Below are 17,226 nucleotides of genomic sequence, written 5' to 3'. Positions count from 1 at the left end.
AAAATTACCTGAGCTACCTAATGCTGTTTAACAGTATGGCTGTGTTGATACTGTCGTTTGCGATCGCATCACTCCTACTAAGTATCGTCGGCACATGGCGATCTATCGCGGCTCAGCTTTTTGCCTATCGCTAAACCACGTCAGAAGGATGATGTGTATGTACTAAGACTTTCTTAGAGTTGAAAGGTGGTTCTGTTTGACTCTAAGTATTTACTTTTTAGTTCAGCAGTGCCATTTTGATCAGATCTTAGCCGTTAGCGCCCAGCAATTAATGAGCACTGTACAAGTGGTATGGTTCAAAAAAGACTTTCGACTGTCAGACCACCGCTGTTTGATGTATGCCTCGCAAAAGGGGCCGATCTTACCACTCTATGTCGTCGAGCCAGACTACTGGGCACTAAAAGATACCAGCTATCGACAGTATTTGTTTCTAAGGGGCTGTGTAGAAGAAACGATCGAGGCATTGAAAGCGCTGGGAGCGTCGGTGGCGATCGCTTCTGGTGATGTTGTAGAGATATTGAAATCGCTCCAAAAAACATACGGTGATATTGAACTTTGGTCACACCAGGAAACGGGTAATGACTGGACATTTCAACGAGACAAAGCAGTTAGAAACTGGTGCCGGCAAGCTGGGGTAGCTTTTCATGAACCGCTGCAGTTTGGCGTATGGCGAGGCTCTAAGATAGACCGCGATAATTGGGCTAAGCAGTGGGACGCGCTGATGGCAGAGCCTATGGTGTCGCTACCAAAAGACATTTCCTTTGTGGAGCATTCTGAGAATAAAACTATGCCATCGCCTGAAGCACTAGGGCTAGAGCAAGATGGCATCACCACACTACAACCGCCCGGTCGAAACGCTGGGCTCAAAGTTCTCAACAGCTTTTTGTACGAGCGCGGCGAGAAGTACCGTACCGACATGTCTTCGCCCGTCACGGGTGAGAGCGGCTGCTCTAGACTTTCTCCATATCTGGCCTACGGTACAATCTCTATGCGCGAAACCTATCAGGCCACTCAAAAGAGAATTGCAGAGGTCGCTGCCATGCCCAAAGCGGAAAAGGGTACCTGGGCCGGGTCGCTCTCTTCTTTTGTGGGTCGTTTGCACTGGCACTGTCATTTCACTCAAAAGCTAGAGCTAGAGCCCGAACTTGAATGGCTGCCGATGGCAAGAGCTTACACAGGCATCCGAGATGACGGAGACGATATCGCTAAGCTAAAAGCGTTTGCAGCGGGTCAAACTGGCTACCCGTTTGTAGATGCCTGTATGCGCTACTTGCGCGCGACTGGCTGGATAAACTTCCGAATGCGGGCGATGCTGATGAGCTTTGCTAGCTACGATCTGTGGCTACCCTGGCAAAAAAGTGGCGACGTTCTAGCAAGACTTTTCACTGACTATGAACCTGGCATTCACTGGCCTCAATCTCAGATGCAGTCAGGCGTTACAGGTATTAATGCCATCCGTATCTACTCACCTATCAAGCAGGGGATAGACCAAGATCCAGAAGGTCTTTTCACCCGGCAGTGGGTTCCAGAACTGGCTACGCTGCCTGATAAAGTTCTGCAGACGCCGTGGCTATCAGACATAGAACTCTCGTATCCGTCGCCAATTGTGGAGCACAAAGAAGCCGCAGCTCAGGCCAAGTCGAGGCTTTGGGCGATTAAAAAGACACCCGAAGCTAAAGAAGAGGCTGAGAAAGTCTACGAAAAGCACGGGTCTAGAAAGAAACCTCGCAGAAGAACATCCTCAAAAAAGACTGCGGCCAAAAAAGCAAAAGCAGATAAAAGAACAAAAACAAAGCGGACTGCGGCCCAAAAAAACGCCCAAAAAAGTGCTCAAAAAACTGCTAAGAAAGCTGCTCAGGAGACTGCTGATGTCAGCTAATCAAGTGTTTGTTCAAGCGAGTGGTGATTTGCCCGATAGAATAACCGTGGCTAACGAGCAGGCCATTCTATCGGAAGGTGATTATGTTTTAGTAATCCTGAATCGAGCTTTACGAGGTGAAGATAATCCGGTCATCGACGCAGCGTATCATCACGCGCAAGCGTTGAGTCTGCCTATTGTTGTTTATAGCGAGCTAGATGAGCAGGCTGACTGGGCAAACGACCGACTGTTCTACTTTGCTTTGGGTGCGTTTAGAGAATGCGCGATCGCCCTCAAAAAGCGAAAAATTCAGTGCGTCCAGGTTCTAAAGCGTAAAGGCGAAGAAGATACGATGCGATCACTTCTTCCCAGGGCCGCCGCCGTCTATACCGACGAAGACTATACCTTCCGCGATCGCGCTAGGCTAGATAGAATTTTGGCGATCGCTAATCAAACCGTATTTTTCGTAGACGCCGCTAGACTGGTGCCTACTCGCCAGCTTGCCAAAGGGCTAAAAACAACCCCAGCTTTTAGAAAAGCTCACGGAGAACTTAGAGATCGTTACGCAGATCTGCGTAAAGAGGTCATAGCCAGTAAGACAGTCGGTGAGACAAAAGCGCAAAAGCTATCGCTACCTAGTGAACATAGCTTCGCAGACTACAGCGACACCGCTATCAAAGCGCTAATCGCACAGTGCGGCATTAACCACAGCATCAAAATTTCAGAAAAGCATCCACCTACCCAGACCGAGATAGACACTCGAATCAAGATCCTAAAAGAGAAAATTCTTGCTAGATATAAATGGATCAGAAACAATGCTGCCTTAGAGCACTCCACCTCACAGCTATCGCCCTATTTGCACTTTGGCATGATCAGTCCGTACCAGGTTCTAGCTGCAATCGAATCTTCAGACGTTTCCAAAACTTACACCTGGAAATTTCGAGACGAATTTCTCACCTGGCGCGAATGGTCTCACTACCAGGCTTTCTACGTTCCTAATCTGCACGAATATGAGGCGCTACCAGAGAAAGCAAAACAAACGCTAGAAGACCATGCGAGCGACCCGCGCCCTGAGCTGCGATCAGACGAAGATATCTTGAACGGTCAAACGCCCGACAGCACCTGGAACGCTGCTCAAAACGAATGGTCAACTACCGGATGGCTACACAACAATCTGCGAATGTACTGGTCTAAACAGATTCTGCGCTTTACCCAAACGCCAGAAGCCGCCTGGAAGATGGCTTGCTACATCAACGACCATTTCTCCTTGGATGGCAGAGATCCGGCGACGTATGCTTCTATGCAGTGGGCCTTTGGCAATGCGAAAAAAGGCTATAGCGAGAAAGAGATTTACGGATGGGTAGCGCCGAAGTCTGATCGAGCTATTCTGAAAAGAGACGGTATGAAAGCGTGGATTGAGCAACGAAATATGTGAGGGCGTGGTTTATCATAGGGGTTACTTTCCTTGTGAAAGCAGGCCCAATTGAGATAGTGTTTAGCACCTTTTTCCTTAGAACGGAAGTTGAATACCAAACTCAGTGCCTTCCCCTAGCTCAGACTGTACGGTTAGACTACCACCGTGCTTTTCGGACGATAATCTGCTGTGCGATCGCTAATCCTAATCCCGTACCTTTTCCCACACTTTTGGTAGGAAACAAATGGTCAAAGGACCCTTGCTTTCACCGCTTCTGTCATTCCTTTGCCGTTGTCGCCGATGCGGATTTCGAGCCCTCTTTGGTCAGGACGCAATCCGGTCTTGACTGTGATAATTTGAGGGTTTTCTTTGAGTTCGGCAAAGGAGAATTGCTCAGCCGCTTCATCGAAGATATCAATCGCATTTGAATCCTCGCCGATACCTTTCCCACCAAACGTCAGATGGGCCTGCTTGAGAAATTCGTTGCGCCAGCGGTTGATCACCGATGAATGGACCTTATGAGCACGACTAGCCTTGCTCACACTGCGTTTGCCGCCAATTACCTCCAGTACGACTTTTGTCTTAAGTTCGCTGCTGTAATTTCTTTACTTGTTTGCCATGATGCTTGCTCCCTCTGGACTTTAGCGTACTCTCTCTCTCTCGGTACTGTCCTAAATTTGGGGGTCACTACAGTGGTAACAACGACTCTAGTTTAGACAATGAAAACATGTATTCGACATGAAGCTCTGGAAACTCGTTTGTACCGCTCAACTAACTCTACCGCAGCAACAAATTTGTTCATAATGCTGAAAAAAGAGGTAGAGCCTCACTTGATAGGCCATTAAGCATCTTGCTTGCCTAGCCCCTTTAAACCCCGATTGAGCCATCCTTATAATCCCTATTAAGCGACTCAAATAACTTAACCGAACCATCAGCAATACCAATCGAGATCATTAGTATAAGCAACTTTCAGGCTTTGTGAAGTGAAGTAAAGTTATAGTCACTGCCCGTTTACGGAGTTTGGTAGGAATGTCCTTCACCATTGAGTCAGCTCGCAATATCTTCCCGGAGACGCTGACTGCGGATGTGGTGCCAGCCACGATCACCCGCTTTAACCAATTAGAGGTTGAAGACAAATTGGCGTTGATCTGGTTTGCCTACCTAGAAATGGGCAAGGCGCTCTCAATTACAACCCCCGACCCTGTAAATATGCAATTTGTCAGCAGTACACTTAGCCAAATCAAGCTGATGAGTTTTAGTGAGCAGTCGCAATTGATGCATGACCTGGCCAGTCGGACGGATCGACCCATCTGCCGCCTCTACGCCACCTGGGCAGCAAATATCAAACTCGGCTTTTGGCACCAATTGGGTAAGTGGATGGAAGAAGGGATTGTTACCCCAGTTCCTCAGGTTTACCAACTTTCACTCAATGCCTCAGCTGTCCTACAATCAATTCGGGTTGTCGATCCTGGTCAACAAATCACGATTCTCCGAAACGCAGTGGTGGATATGGGCTTTGACCCGGCGCAGTTGGGCAGCTACAGCTCGGTAGCAGAACCGTTAGTCTCTCCTAAGGATAGGGGCGATCGCACTCAAATCACGGAAATTCCTGGTGTGGAAAAACCAGTGATTCTGGAGTACATGGACAACCTAAATGCCAATGACTTTGATGCTCTAGTACAGCTCTTTGCTTCGGATGGTGCCCTGCAACCCCCTTTCCAGCGCCTGATTGTCGGACAGGGTGCCCTACTTCGCTTTTTCCAGGAGGATTGCCAGAACTTAAGATTGTTGCCCGAACGGGGCACTACGGAACCTGACGAAGATGGCTACACCCGGATTAAGGTCACCGGTAAGGTGCAAACCCCCTGGTTTGGCCAGGATGTGGGCATGAACGTTGCCTGGCGCTTTCTCCTCAATCCAGAGAACAAGATTTTCTTTGTTGCCATTGACTTACTTGCTTCTGCCAAAGAGTTACTGAATCTGGCTTCCTAGGTTGTCTTCCTAGTCGACAGAAATAAGCCCTCGATAAAGCCGCAAATCACTCAACTTATTAAGGATTAAAGTTCTATGTCATCTACAATTGATCGCGCCCGCAACCTCTTCCCCAGTACGCTGGCCGCAGATGCGATTCCAGCAACCACGGCAAGGTTTGCTCAGCTCGGTGCTGAAGATCAGCTAGCGCTCATTTGGTTCGCTTACCTAGAAATGGGCCAGTCCATTACCATCGCTGCCCCCGGTGCAGCCAACTTACAGTTTGCTGAGAACACGCTAAACACTATCAAGCGCATGAAGCCCCTAGAGCAATCTCAGGCAATGTGTGATTTGGCAAATCGAGCGGATACTGAAGTATCTCGGGCCTACGCAGTATGGACCCCCAACATTAAACTGGGTTTCTGGTATCGACTAGGAGAACTGATGGAGCAAGGGCTCGTCGCACCTATCCCAGAAGGGTATAAGCTCTCAGCGAATGCTGCGGCTGTTTTACAATCCATCAGAGACTTAGAGTCCGGTCAGCAGATTACCGTCTTAAGGAACGCTGTGGTTGACATGGGCTACGACACCAGCAAGATGGGCAGCTACCAGAAAGTGTCAGAGCCCGTTGTCGCACCCAAGTCAATCGGAGAACGAACGCCAGTCTCAATAGAAGACGTTGATAATGCCACTGTTTTGAGCTACATGGATAACTTAAATGCTAATGACTTCGATAAGTTGGTCAGCCTTTTCGCGGCTGATGGCGCTTTGCAGCCGCCTTTTAGAAGACCGATTGTAGGTAAAGAAGCCGTCCTACAATTCTTTAGAGAAGAGTGTCAAAATCTAAAGCTTGTCCCTGAGCGCGGTGTAGTCGAAGCGGCTGAAGATGGCTATACGCCTATTAAGGTGACGGGCAAATGTCAAACGCCTTGGTTTGGCGCTGCTGTTGGCATGAACATCGCTTGGCGCTTTCTTCTCAACCCAGATGGAAAGATCTTCTTTGTCGCGATTGATTTGTTGGCTTCTCCCAAGGAACTACTGAACTTAGTGCGCTAGGCAAGCTCATTAATCAATAAGAAGTGCTGACTCATCCCTTTGACGTATCGCTACGCGAGTACAATGTCAAAGGGATTGGTTTCTAAGGTAGTAAACTGTGTCACGAGGTATAGCAATGCGCGGATGCATTCGCGCATTGCTATGCACTTTGCGTTGTATGACTAGGGCTGTAGCCTTTTGTGGTGTAGCAAGCAAAGTGCGGAAAGCTATAGTTTGTTAGCATTTTCACCGCTGGACTTCGGCGATTTTCGATCAAGGGATAACTCTCAACAGATGACGACAACACAGACGGACGGCCAGTGGAGCCACGAAGAAATAAGGATTGCAAAATCTGCTCTTAAGAAAGCCTATAAGCAGGAAACAGAAGCGCTGATTGCTAATATTCGAGAGAATGCTGCCAACGTTACACAGCTCGAAGACGTTTGGCAGCTACATGATTTCTTGAGTGCAAAAAGACACGATATCGATGGTAAGTATGACGACCGAGAAGACTTTCTAGTGTTCACGCTATCCAAGCTAATTAAGACAGGGTTACTAGACAAATCGGACTTACAGGGCTTAGCCGCCGATAAGCAAGCGAAAGTCACTGTTCTAACGCGTATGTAGACTTTCAGGAATTCTGTCATTTGTCATCTATACCCCTTGAGGTCTGACAAGAGGTCTGACAATTAGAGCGTCACTATGGCTGGTAAGCTTCTTTCAACATTGCCTTAACAGCGCTTAGTGATGACTCCAGTGCGCTCTGCATCCAACCTTGATTAGTTGAGGTATGTTCTCCCGCAAAATAGATGCGTCCTTCTGGAGCAATCACATGCTCATACAGGCTCAACTGCTGATAGGGCTTTATTAACGACCAAGCACCTAAACTCCAACGATGATTATCCCAACTCCAACTTTTCATACTCTGAATTGCTCCATCTCGATCAACCTGTGGGTGAATCTTCGCGAGATTTTGCTGAACGATTCTATGACGTTCTAACTCAGGTAAATGTGCAAGCTGCCGGGCCAAACTGCCCGTTGTATAAGAGGCTAGTAAGATAGATGGCTTGGCAGAGACGGTAGAATCCTTGGCCTGTGCGTTATCTGAAGGGTAGCGAACTGTAGAGATGGGCAAGTCGCTCGACGTACTCCCCCCGTATATTCCATCCTCTAACTCCCAAAATCGGCGGTTTGCTAGAGCGAGTACCTTGGTCGCAGAAACATAAGACAGCTCACGAATAGCTTGACGTTTAGCAGCCGAAAAGGGATTGTCTAATCCAGATAAAACAGGAAAAGGAATTGTACAGAGAACAAAGTCTCCAACTTCTCGCTTGATGCTATCGCCTTCGACATAAACGGCTGCTGCCTGAGAGATTGCATCGTCTCTCTCTAGGCCAATGACTTCACAGCCCATTCTCGGCTTCAACGTGAGTTTGTCTGCTAAAGCAGCTGGGAGGCGATCGCTACCCCCCACAATCTCCTCCATCTCGCCATAGTTTTCACCTACCCGAACAAAACTAAGGGCTGAAAAGTGCATCAGCCCTCCTAGAAAGCCATTTGCCGCCGCCATCATTTCGATGGCACTGTCTGAAAAGCCAGACGCTTTACACCACTGAAGCATGGACTGCTTATCCAATTCACGGACGGCTGGACTCTGAATTTGCTGAGCAAATATCTCTGCTTTCTCCTGCTCGCTTAGTTGAGAAAGACGACTCCCTATGACGCTTCCCAAAACATCATTCGGCGTTAATCCTTGCTCTGAGTCAGTCAAATTATAAAGACTGCTCAGGTATTCTGAGTTCTTAGCCCGTATCCGCTGACCGCGCAGATAGTAATAGGCATCAGGATTGCCTGTTACAGACGAACGAAGCTGTAACTCACACTCGTTGACGTAATGGTGGGTCAGGTCATGACTCTTAGCAATTTGCGATGCACCGACTTCGCCATACAAACTGTCGCCAAAACGCAGAGTACGCACCCGTCCTCCGACATGACTGCGCTCTGCCTCCAAGATGACACAAGAATGTCCGTGTTTCTCTAGCTCATAGGCCGCACAAAGCCCTGCCATGCCTGCCCCCAAAATCACCACCTTCAAAGGTTGACTAGGATTAGGCATAGCGTCTAGTTCATTCAGCAAATTAGTAGACTTAATTCCTGTCCCAAATGCCTTTGCTTGTAACAGCTCTTTGGTATGAATGAAACGAGATGTGAAAGCTGCACTACCTAAAGCAGCAGCACTCCGCAAAAGCCAACGACGACTGATCGGAGGTATGGCGTTGAAGTTGAAAGAAGTTCGACTATCTTGATTCATCTGTAGTTATCCCAAAAAACCGTGCATTCTCTATGGTTTATACTCACTAACAATTTCCCAAACAATTGAAAACCCTGTAAAAAGCTGCCAGACAAACAAACCCATAATTGAGAATGCAAGAACCATGTGAACCTGACGCGCCCACTCTTTCCCTCTCTGCATAAATGGAACAAGCGCAGCAGCGTTGGCCATCAGCGCTGTCATAACAAGTCCAACAACAGTATGAGGAACGACGTATAGTTTGCCACTGTTCAAATATTCAATGCCTAGAACGCCAATACTTCCTGTTGTCATCAGCGCCAAAAGCAAAGCGCCAATTCGATAGTGCCTCTGAGAAAACTTTTGTTTAGCTAGGATTTTCTTCATCTCGCCAGAGGCCATTCGAGTCCGACGAGATTGCAATCCTAGATAGAGTGCATAAACCGTCATGACAAATACGACCCACATCCAAATTGGATGGATTGCATAAAGCCAATATCCCGTTGCCGGTTGGAGTGAGACTATGAACCGTAAGGAATTCATCGTAGAACTAAGCAATCAATCACGACCTATCAAGGCCACCATCAAAAGAACCTCTAATAGTATGAGGAAGAGACGCTCTCAATTTCTTGCCGATTCCTCTGATTTTTAGCACGTTCTTACAGACTATTGAGAAATGTCTTTGGTGTGACTCCAAGCCATCGTTTGAAGTGGCGGTTGAGATGACTTTGATGGGCAAAGCCGACCTGAAGCGCTACATCTGTGATCGCTAGCTTTCCTTCAACCAGAAGTTGCCTTGCCCGCTTAACTCGGTGCTGGATCACGTACTGATGCGGTGTATATCCAGTCGATTCTTTGAAGCGCTGCGTAAAGTAGCTAGGACTCATCTGAGCGATCGCCGCAAGGTCAGCTAAAGCGAGCTTACGATATAGATAAGCGTCAATGTATTCGAGCACCTGCCGCAGTTGATAGCCTGATAGTCCACCTGCTTTAGCTGAAAGCGTCGGCTTTTGAGCGGTGTAATGGCGAATTAAGTGATTAAGTAATGCGCTACAGAGAGAGTCTGCATAAAGCTGTCCTCCTAAGCTATTCGACTCAAGCTCGGCTTTTAGAGCTAACCCTATTCCATGAACTAATGGGTCTGCTGTTGCAAAGTGAGGTATCAACTCAGCTTTATTACAGCTCCCTGTTGACATGACTGCATTTCTCAAGACGGTTGGGTTAATACTAAGAATTAGATAGCGATGCTCTGTATCCCAGCAAGCGTAGTGGGACATCTGGGCTGGAACAATAAGAATGTCGCCAACCTGAAACTGGTTCTCCTGAAATTGAGTGTCTAATCTTTGTTCGGCCCAGGTTGGAACCGCTAAGTGGACTAAGACCAAGTGCTGATGAGAGACTGTTTCAGGCAGCTCATGAGGACGGTGCTGATAGTAGCTTAGATGGACTCCATTCCACTGCCCTGGCTGGCTTGAAAGGAGCGACCCAGAAGGAAAAACCTGCAAGATTTCGCTGTCTCTAGTGAAGTCAACTGCCGCCGCCCCGTCTGAGGGCTGTTTCCTAATTCCGAAAGGGGCTTGCTTCATAGAGTCAGTTTGTCGAAGTCTATTGAGATAGTATAAACATCAGGGTTAGGACTTATCTAGTTTTCACCCTGTAAAAGGACTATTACCGTTAGCTCCGACAGCAGTCCGACACTCCACAGTAGCAAGCAGATACAAACTGATGATGTTCGGCCTATCACCGATTCTCTCCACACCGTTGGATGATTGTACTCCTAGAATAAAGTCATCTCTATCAACTCCTCTAATGTGTTTCAAATAAAGATGTGTTTCAAATAAAGATGCGCCAGACAATAACGCCTAGTCCAACAATAGAACCGACGTAGGCGAGCGATCGCACTGGCCCAAATCCGGCAATGTAGGCCACACCGTGCAGAACTCTAAAAGCGAGAACTGCGATCGCTGCATTTGCTGTCCATTCATCCGTCTGCCCTGCCACCTGCGCGATCAAAATCACGGCTGCAATCATCGCTAGATTGTCATGATGGTTGCGCTGAGCCCTGTCTGCTCGGCCTATCCAAGGGGGACCTTCTACATATTTGTCGCGATTGCCCGCTGCCCATTCGATACCTGCTTCAGATACCCGACCCAGCGCGGGAATATGATTGAGCGGAATGGACCAAAGGGCGAGCAAGAGAAGGCAGATGAGTTCGGTAGGCATAGGAGAGAAGGATGAACGATGAACGATGAACGATGAACGATGCAGTAAAGATCTAGAAGGGGAAGTTGTAGCCGACGTAGCCGTAGAGGGCATCTAGGCCAGGGTTGGCGTCGAAGGTACCGGCGTTGGAGATGTGATACCAACGCAAGCCGGTCATGATTCGCTGGGTGTCGTTAACGGCGAAGGTAGCACCGCCGCCAATTTGAGGGGTGAAGTTGAAGCTAGAGCCGGCGTCGGGAACGTCGTTGTTGGTAGTGAGCAGACCCGCGCCACCGTCGACGTAGATAGACCAGTTTTCGCCGCGTATCCAGTGCGATCGCACCAACAAGGCCAGGTTTAAGCCAACTGCATTATTGCCTTGCTGATCGACAGCTAAGCCGTTGAGTTCGAGGTTGATGCTATGGCCGTTGTAGAAAAAGTGGGAAACACCAGCACCAACTAATCCAAATAGATCATCATCAAAGTCTGCGCCCAAGCCCCCTTGAACATACCAGCGCTGTTTACCTGCCTGCCCAAACTTGGGTGGTGCTTTATCTCCATTCACCTGAGTCAGCAGCGCCGGACTCTCGTCATAGACAGAGCTTTCACTCTCTAGTTCTATCACCTGGTTTTCTGTTGTCTGATAGTCTCTCTCTTCCCGGCTTTGTGTAATACTTCTTTCTGCAAGCGCTAATCTTTCTTCAAGAGCCAATCGCTCAGAATCTTGTTGAGCAGAGATTTGTTGAACAGAGTCTTGTTGAGCAAAGCTTTGCCATTCAACAGTCAGATCATCAATATTGTGCTGACTAATACTTTGCTCGATAGCTTGTTCTGTTTCGGGGATTAGAAAAGGAGAATAATCCGCAGAGGTTTCTTCTGCTAACGGGAGTAGAGTCCGAGAAGTTTCTATTTGAGGAGATTCTGTTTCTGCGACGGGTTCAGCAGCGGCAGTGTTACCAGCACCGACTAAGCAGACAGCACTCAGCAGCAGCATACCAAACGTATTCTTCTGACGATTCATAGGGTTAAAAGACATATAAATTAGGCTACGCAGAATCAAGCTGACGGAATTAGGCTATGTAGAAATTAAGCAATTGACAGGTATTCTACCTGTTTAAGGCTCTCGAATATGCATCAAAAATAAGTCAGTTAGCGCGGCGGTGGTCAGCACGGTTTCTGAGGCGGAAGCGGACTGTAAAGTGATATCAGAGGTGAGATTAGACGTGAGATCGAAGGTTCTATACCCCTGTGCAAGAATACTTGCCTGAATATTGGCAAGCCGATCAGCGGCTTTTTGTTCGCCCCACTGCTCTAGCATCAGGATGACGCCTGCAAGGGTACCCAGCGGATTAGCAATGCCTTTGCCCGCAATGTCAGGGGCGGTGCCGTGAACGGCTTCGTATAGACCAAACCCCTCTGCATTGAGGCTAGCCGAACCGAGCAGGCCAATCGATCCGGCGATCGCACCCCCTAAGTCACTCAAAATATCACCAAACAAATTTCCAGCCAAGACGACGTCAAAGTCTCGTGGCCGGATGACTAGCTGCATCGCCAGGTTATCGACTAGCATCGGCTCTACTTTGACAGTAGGGAATGCGATCGCCTCTTCCGCTACTAGCCGTGACCAAGGTAGATGCGGTAGAGCATTTTCTTTGTGTGCTACTACCAAGTGCGATCGCCGCCTGCTCGCGTAGCCCAAAGCCACCTTCGCCACCCGCCGAATTTCCTGGTCTGCATAGCGCATCGTATGAAATCCATAAGGCCCATTCTCGTCAGTCTTCCGGCCCGATAGCCCAAAGTAAATTCCACTGACTAGCTCACGCACGAACAACAAATCTACATCTGCTAATCGCTCTGCTTTAATCGGCGAGGCATTGATCAGGCTAGGTGACGGGCGAACGGGGCGCAGGTTGGTGAATAGGTCAAAATGACGGCGTAATTCTAGCAAACCGCCTTGGGTCACTGCGCCGAACAGAATACCGTCTGATCTCTCACAGAGTCGTAACGTTTCAGCAGGGAGCGGACTGCCGAACTGTTTACGAGCAGGTCCACCGATGAGGGCGCGTTCGACAGTGATCGTGAATCCTTCTGTAAGGGCGATCGCCTCTAAAATAGTCAAACAAGCTTCGACAACTTCTGGCCCAATGCCCTCGCCTGGAAGTGCAACAATTCGATAGTGGCGAGGGTTACGAATTACGTCTGGGCTGTTTGCCTTTGAGCTGTTTAGTTCTGAGCTGTTTACCTGTGAGACACTCACTTTTGAGACACCATATTTAAAATCATCAGCTCATCTGCGATCACCTTCACAGTCTGTCGAATTTGCGCTTCTGTATGCAGCGAACTCAGGAAAAATCTCAGCCGAGCTGAATCATAAGGCACAGAAGGATAAACCATCGGCTGTACGTTAATCCCCTGCTGAAACAAAGTATGAGAAAGCTGCACAGCTTTGTACGGCTCGCCCACGATAATAGGAATAACCGGAGAATCGTGGCTATTGCCTGTGTTCAGGCCGCTTTCTTGGGCCAAGGTTAGAAAGAGACGTGATTTCTGTTGAACCTGGGCGACGAGGGCAGGTTCGCTTTCCATGATCTTTAGAGCTTCTAGCGCCGCCGCTGCATTAGACGGTGCCATCCCCACACTAAATACAAAACCGGGCGCTGTATATTTCAGGTACTCAACTAGCTCAGCGCGACCAGCGATATAGCCACCGCAGCTGGCGAAAGATTTGCTCAGCGTGCCCATCCACATATCGACAGCATTCGGGTCAATGCCAAAATGTTCCCCCACGCCCCGTCCGGTACTGCCTAACACCCCAATAGAATGCGCCTCATCTACTAGCAAAAAGGTTTTGTGCTCTGCTTTTAGCCGTACAAACTCGGGCAGTGGTGCCAAGTCGCCGTCAGTGCTGTACACGCCCTCAACGGCAATGAGCACTTTCTCGTAATGACGGCGGTGCTTTCTTAGCAGTTGACTCAGCGCCTGCCAATCGTTATGAGCAAACTCCATCGCGGTTGCGCCCGAAAGGTTGCAGCCTTCTCGGATGCTGTTGTGACTGAGCGCGTCATACAAAATCAGATCTTTTTCTTGAAATAAGTGACCGATGGTGGTGACGTTGGTAGCGTGGCCACCGATATAAGCGATGCAGTCCTCAGTTCCTAGAAATCTGGCTAGTCCTTTCTCTAGCTGTTGATGAACTGGGCGTTCACCAGAGACAACCCGACTGGCTGAGACTGAGGTGCCGTACTGGGCGATCGCATCCTGTGCAGCCTGGTTTAATCTCGGATCGCCAGATAGCCCCAGATAGTTGTAGCTGGCATAGTTGATCAGCGATCGCCCTGCAATCTGTGTCGTGTCTTTTGCGGTGCCCTCATGCACAGAAAAGAAAGGATTACCTAATTGTTCAACGCGATCTAGATCCTGACGCAGACGGCGATAGTCAGGAAGCTGAGAGAATTCATAATGTTCCGAAGGTGGATTATAAGCTACGTACGGCTCTAGCAGCTCCGACTGATCATTAGTTACTTTTTGGCCAGAGGGATGAGCAGTCACTTCTTGGAAGTCATGCGGTTTACCTTTTCCGTTTGAGCTGCTTGAGTCGTTTGAGCCGTTTGTCTCAGTTAGCTGATCTAGGGAAGAATGATCGATCCTAGAATCTTTTGCTGGCTGCTTCGGATTCTCTGACTCCTTGAGTTCCTCTAACTCCTTTTGCTCTATTTCATCTTCTAATTCTTCTTGGAAAGAGTCATCTACAACAATCTCTTGGGAGAGATAATTTGCCAGTGCGCTGACCGTAGGATAGTCAAAGGCTAAGGTTTGAGGGATGGGATGGTTGAGATTTTTCTGTAGGCGATTGCTGAATTCTACAGCCATTAGAGAATCCATGCCCAGATCGCCAAACTGCTCATTAGGATCAATCGCCTCAGCAGCGCTAAAGCCCATTACCTTGGCTAGCTGAGTGCGAAGGTAGTCAGAAAGAATGGGGGCGCGATCACCTTTCTCACTCTTCGCTAGCTGTTTTAGCACGCTAGAGCGGACAAGTGGTTTTTGTAGAGACTCAGTCGGCTGTAATGCTGATAGTAGGCGTGAATTCGCACCGCTGGCCTGGCCGCTAGCAGAGGCCATGAAAGTAGCCCAGTCGATCGGAATAACACCGACCTGAGCTTTGGCCTGCTGCATTAGCTGAGACATCAAATCTAGGCCGACTGCCGGAGGAATCTGCGTGAGTCCTTGCTCGGCCATGCGATTTTGGCTGCGTTCATCTAGCTCAGCGACCATGCCCGCCTCGGCCCACGGCCCCCAGTTGAGGCTAAGCGCTGGCAGCCCCAGACTCTGACGGTGATGGGCAAGACTATCTAAGAAAGCGTTAGCCGCAGCATAGTTGCTCTGTCCTAATGAGCCCATCAAAGAGACGATAGAAGAGAAACAAACAAAATGATCGAGGTCTATAGATTTCGTCAGCTCGTGCAGATTCCAAGCGCCTGATAGCTTTGGCGTCATGACTTTGTCGAAGCTTTGCCAAGATTGATTGGTCAGTAGACCATCTTCTAGGGTTCCAGCTAGATGGAAGACGCCCTTCAAAGGCGTGCTGGCCTCTGATACGAGATAAGGAGATAAGGCAGATTCGAGATCGGATAGTTTGGAGATATCCGCCTGAATAGTTTGAATGGTTGAACCAGACTGTTGGAGTTCGTTGATTATTTTCTGAGCCGCAGCGGTGGGCGATCGCCTACCCAGCAAAATCAAATGCCTGGCCCCTTGCTCGGTGAGCCACTGGGCTAGCTTTAGGCCGAGCGCGCCGAGTCCGCCTGTGATCAGATACGCCGCCTGTGAATTGATTAGCGGCTGACCTGCTGCGATCGCACTCAGCGTCAGCACCACCTTACCAATATGTCTGGCCTGGGCCATGTAGCGAAAAGCATCAGGCGCAAACTCTATCGGAAAAACCGTTTTAGGCAGCGCTTGAAAATTCTTTGCCTCGAACTGCGCCATCACCTCGCTCAAAATCTGGGAAACGAGCTGCGGATTTTTGGTCGAAACCTCTAGCAAATCGAACGGGAAGTAATCGATATCGGCGCGGGTCTGACGCATCTTTTCGGCATCCCAAATGCCGATTTTGCCAATTTCAACAAACCGACCCTGCGGCGCTAATACCTCCAAACTTTTGTCAATAAATTCTCCATTAAGACTGTTGAATACGATATCAACGCCTTCGCCTGCGGTCGCGGCTAAGATCTCTTCGGCAAAGTCGAGCGTGCGTGAATTCATCACGTGCTTAATGCCAAGCGATCGCAGGAAATCCCACTTTGGCGGACTCGCCGTCGCAAAAACTTCAGCGCCTAGATGCTGAGCAATCTGCACGGCAGCTTGACCCACACCGCCAGCGGCTGAATGAATGAGAATTCGTTTGGCTCTGCCGTTCCGCGAAGAATCACCTGCTGTCAACCCGGCGCAGTTCACCAAGCCATAATAAGCCGTCAAAAAAGTCGTCGGTACCGTCGCCGCCTCTGCAAAGCTCATCGCCGCTGGCTTTGCGACCACAAAATCTGCCGGCACCGTCACAAACTGTCTGAGGCTGCCAACCGCTTGGGCGGCGATCACTTCATCGCCTATCTGCAGATGATTGACACCTTCTCCTACCGCTGTCACCACCCCAGCGCATTCGCCACCAAAAGGCACTTCGGTCGGGCTCTGAAACCCCATTTCTTCTAAAACAGACTGAAGCATTCCTAGCGCATTCAGCACGTCTCGAAAATTTAGCCCCGACGCTTTTACTTGAATTTCGACTTCTCCGGCGGCGGGCGGCTGTCTGTCTACTGGCAGTAGAGCCAGATCGTCTAACACACCGTAACGAGACAATCCAAGGCGAAAGGCGGCGTTGTTTGGTTTGCTCGCGTCTAGTTTGCTCACCTCTGGTTTTTTCAATGGCTGAGCTGCCTTGCTTTTTGGCAAGAGCCTTGCAGCCAAACGACTATCTTGGCGATAGGCAATCTGTTCTTCTAGGTCAGGGGCGCAAAGATCTTGCAGCAATAGATCGCGCTCTGTAGCAGAGAAAGATTTGGAGAGATCTATTGAAGTGCAGTTTAGTTTAGGCTGCTCTAGGCGCAAAGTACGCGATAGGCCCCACAGCGGTGACTGCTGAAGATTAAGCGCAGTTGGAGAATCTATAGACTGGGCATTTTGGGTGATCAGCCACAGCCGCGTATCTAGGGCTGGAAACTGGGTGAGGGTTTGTACTAAGTGCAGTAGTCCACCACAGATTCTTTCTTGTACTAAAAGATCGTCTGTAGTTTGTTCATTTGTAGCCTGTTGGTCATCTATGGCCCAAAGGTAGGCGAGCTGACAGGTTAACTCTCCTCTATTTTCGGCGATTAAAAGAGGAACCAGATCAGTGAAAAGCTGGTTAGAAGCTGCCGGGTCTGGTGGACTGAGTCTTCCAGTATCTGTCTCTGAGTCGAA

Annotated in this window: 12 protein-coding genes and 1 pseudogene; 5 read left to right on the top strand and 8 right to left on the bottom strand. The window is 49.0% G+C overall.

Features of this window, described 5'->3' with window-relative positions; genetic code table 11:
* Positions 1–271 precede the first annotated feature (271 nt).
* Together IQ256_RS16005 and IQ256_RS16000 are read left to right on the top strand one after the other, a co-directional pair.
* On the top strand, positions 272–1,879 hold the full coding sequence (locus tag IQ256_RS16005; RefSeq protein WP_193856550.1) for a cryptochrome/deoxyribodipyrimidine photo-lyase family protein: 1,608 nt from the start codon (positions 272–274) through the stop codon (positions 1,877–1,879).
* Positions 1,869–3,293 carry a hypothetical protein gene (locus IQ256_RS16000; protein ID WP_193856549.1) on the top strand — a complete coding sequence of 475 codons (1,425 nt, stop codon included), beginning with the start codon at positions 1,869–1,871 and terminating at the stop codon, positions 3,291–3,293. Before IQ256_RS16005 ends, IQ256_RS16000 begins: the two co-directional genes overlap by 11 nt.
* 227 nt (positions 3,294–3,520) lie before the next feature.
* Here the strand turns inward: IQ256_RS16000 and IQ256_RS29705 are convergent.
* Positions 3,521–3,865 (bottom strand): annotated as a pseudogene (locus IQ256_RS29705) (hypothetical protein); the annotation flags it as partial.
* A 436-nt stretch (positions 3,866–4,301) separates the two neighbouring features.
* Between IQ256_RS29705 and IQ256_RS15985 the strand changes: the two are divergent.
* From IQ256_RS15985 to IQ256_RS15975, 3 genes are all read left to right on the top strand, one after another.
* On the top strand, positions 4,302–5,264 hold the full coding sequence (locus tag IQ256_RS15985; RefSeq protein ID WP_193856548.1) for an orange carotenoid-binding protein: 963 nt from the start codon (positions 4,302–4,304) through the stop codon (positions 5,262–5,264).
* A 75-nt stretch (positions 5,265–5,339) separates the two neighbouring features.
* Positions 5,340–6,299, top strand: a complete 960-nt coding sequence (locus IQ256_RS15980) for an orange carotenoid-binding protein (protein ID WP_193856547.1) — start codon at positions 5,340–5,342, stop codon at positions 6,297–6,299.
* 273 nt (positions 6,300–6,572) lie between these two features.
* Positions 6,573–6,905: a hypothetical protein gene (locus IQ256_RS15975; RefSeq protein ID WP_193856546.1), complete on the top strand. Its 333-nt coding sequence runs from the start codon at positions 6,573–6,575 to the stop codon at positions 6,903–6,905.
* Between the two features lie 73 nt (positions 6,906–6,978).
* On the opposite strand, the gene IQ256_RS15970 is transcribed toward IQ256_RS15975, so the two are convergent.
* From IQ256_RS15970 to IQ256_RS15940, 7 genes are all read right to left on the bottom strand, one after another.
* Positions 6,979–8,589, bottom strand: coding sequence for an FAD-dependent oxidoreductase (locus IQ256_RS15970; RefSeq protein ID WP_193856545.1), 1,611 nt, complete (start codon positions 8,587–8,589; stop codon positions 6,979–6,981).
* 30 nt (positions 8,590–8,619) lie between these two features.
* The gene (locus IQ256_RS15965; protein ID WP_193856544.1) at positions 8,620–9,111 is read right to left on the bottom strand and encodes a DUF4079 domain-containing protein; all 492 of its coding nucleotides are present in this window, start codon (positions 9,109–9,111) and stop codon (positions 8,620–8,622) included.
* Positions 9,112–9,227: 116 nt separating this feature from the next.
* Entirely contained in the window at positions 9,228–10,154 is a 927-nt protein-coding gene (locus IQ256_RS15960; RefSeq protein ID WP_193856543.1) for an AraC family transcriptional regulator, read from the bottom strand.
* Positions 10,155–10,401: 247 nt separating this feature from the next.
* Positions 10,402–10,791 carry an MAPEG family protein gene (locus IQ256_RS15955; protein WP_193856542.1) on the bottom strand — a complete coding sequence of 130 codons (390 nt, stop codon included), beginning with the start codon at positions 10,789–10,791 and terminating at the stop codon, positions 10,402–10,404.
* 52 nt (positions 10,792–10,843) lie between these two features.
* On the bottom strand, positions 10,844–11,806 hold the full coding sequence (locus IQ256_RS15950) for an acyloxyacyl hydrolase (protein ID WP_193856541.1): 963 nt from the start codon (positions 11,804–11,806) through the stop codon (positions 10,844–10,846).
* A 78-nt stretch (positions 11,807–11,884) separates the two neighbouring features.
* Complete coding sequence (locus tag IQ256_RS15945) at positions 11,885–13,027, bottom strand: isocitrate/isopropylmalate dehydrogenase family protein (protein WP_370623462.1); 1,143 nt, start codon at positions 13,025–13,027, stop codon at positions 11,885–11,887.
* On the bottom strand, positions 13,024–17,226 hold a 4,203-nt coding region (locus IQ256_RS15940), incomplete at its 5' end, for an aminotransferase class I/II-fold pyridoxal phosphate-dependent enzyme (protein ID WP_193856540.1). The genes IQ256_RS15940 and IQ256_RS15945, both read right to left, overlap by 4 nt.

Source organism: cf. Phormidesmis sp. LEGE 11477 (genome assembly GCF_015207105.1).
Lineage (GTDB): Bacteria > Cyanobacteriota > Cyanobacteriia > Phormidesmidales > Phormidesmidaceae > Phormidesmis.
The sequence above is the reverse complement of the archived record's forward strand: the minus strand, read 5'-3'. Positions and strand labels throughout refer to the sequence as shown.

What these genes read in the sequence shown, in the direction of transcription:
- IQ256_RS16005 (WP_193856550.1), top strand. Translation starts at nt 272, where the DNA reads ATGAGCACTGTACAAGTGGTATGGTTCAAAAAAGACTTTCGACTGTCA.
- IQ256_RS16000 (WP_193856549.1), top strand. Translation starts at nt 1,869, where the DNA reads ATGTCAGCTAATCAAGTGTTTGTTCAAGCGAGTGGTGATTTGCCCGAT.
- IQ256_RS15985 (WP_193856548.1), top strand. Translation starts at nt 4,302, where the DNA reads ATGTCCTTCACCATTGAGTCAGCTCGCAATATCTTCCCGGAGACGCTG.
- IQ256_RS15980 (WP_193856547.1), top strand. Translation starts at nt 5,340, where the DNA reads ATGTCATCTACAATTGATCGCGCCCGCAACCTCTTCCCCAGTACGCTG.
- IQ256_RS15975 (WP_193856546.1), top strand. Translation starts at nt 6,573, where the DNA reads ATGACGACAACACAGACGGACGGCCAGTGGAGCCACGAAGAAATAAGG.
- IQ256_RS15970 (WP_193856545.1), bottom strand. Translation starts at nt 8,589, where the DNA reads ATGAATCAAGATAGTCGAACTTCTTTCAACTTCAACGCCATACCTCCG.
- IQ256_RS15965 (WP_193856544.1), bottom strand. Translation starts at nt 9,111, where the DNA reads ATGAATTCCTTACGGTTCATAGTCTCACTCCAACCGGCAACGGGATAT.
- IQ256_RS15960 (WP_193856543.1), bottom strand. Translation starts at nt 10,154, where the DNA reads ATGAAGCAAGCCCCTTTCGGAATTAGGAAACAGCCCTCAGACGGGGCG.
- IQ256_RS15955 (WP_193856542.1), bottom strand. Translation starts at nt 10,791, where the DNA reads ATGCCTACCGAACTCATCTGCCTTCTCTTGCTCGCCCTTTGGTCCATT.
- IQ256_RS15950 (WP_193856541.1), bottom strand. Translation starts at nt 11,806, where the DNA reads ATGTCTTTTAACCCTATGAATCGTCAGAAGAATACGTTTGGTATGCTG.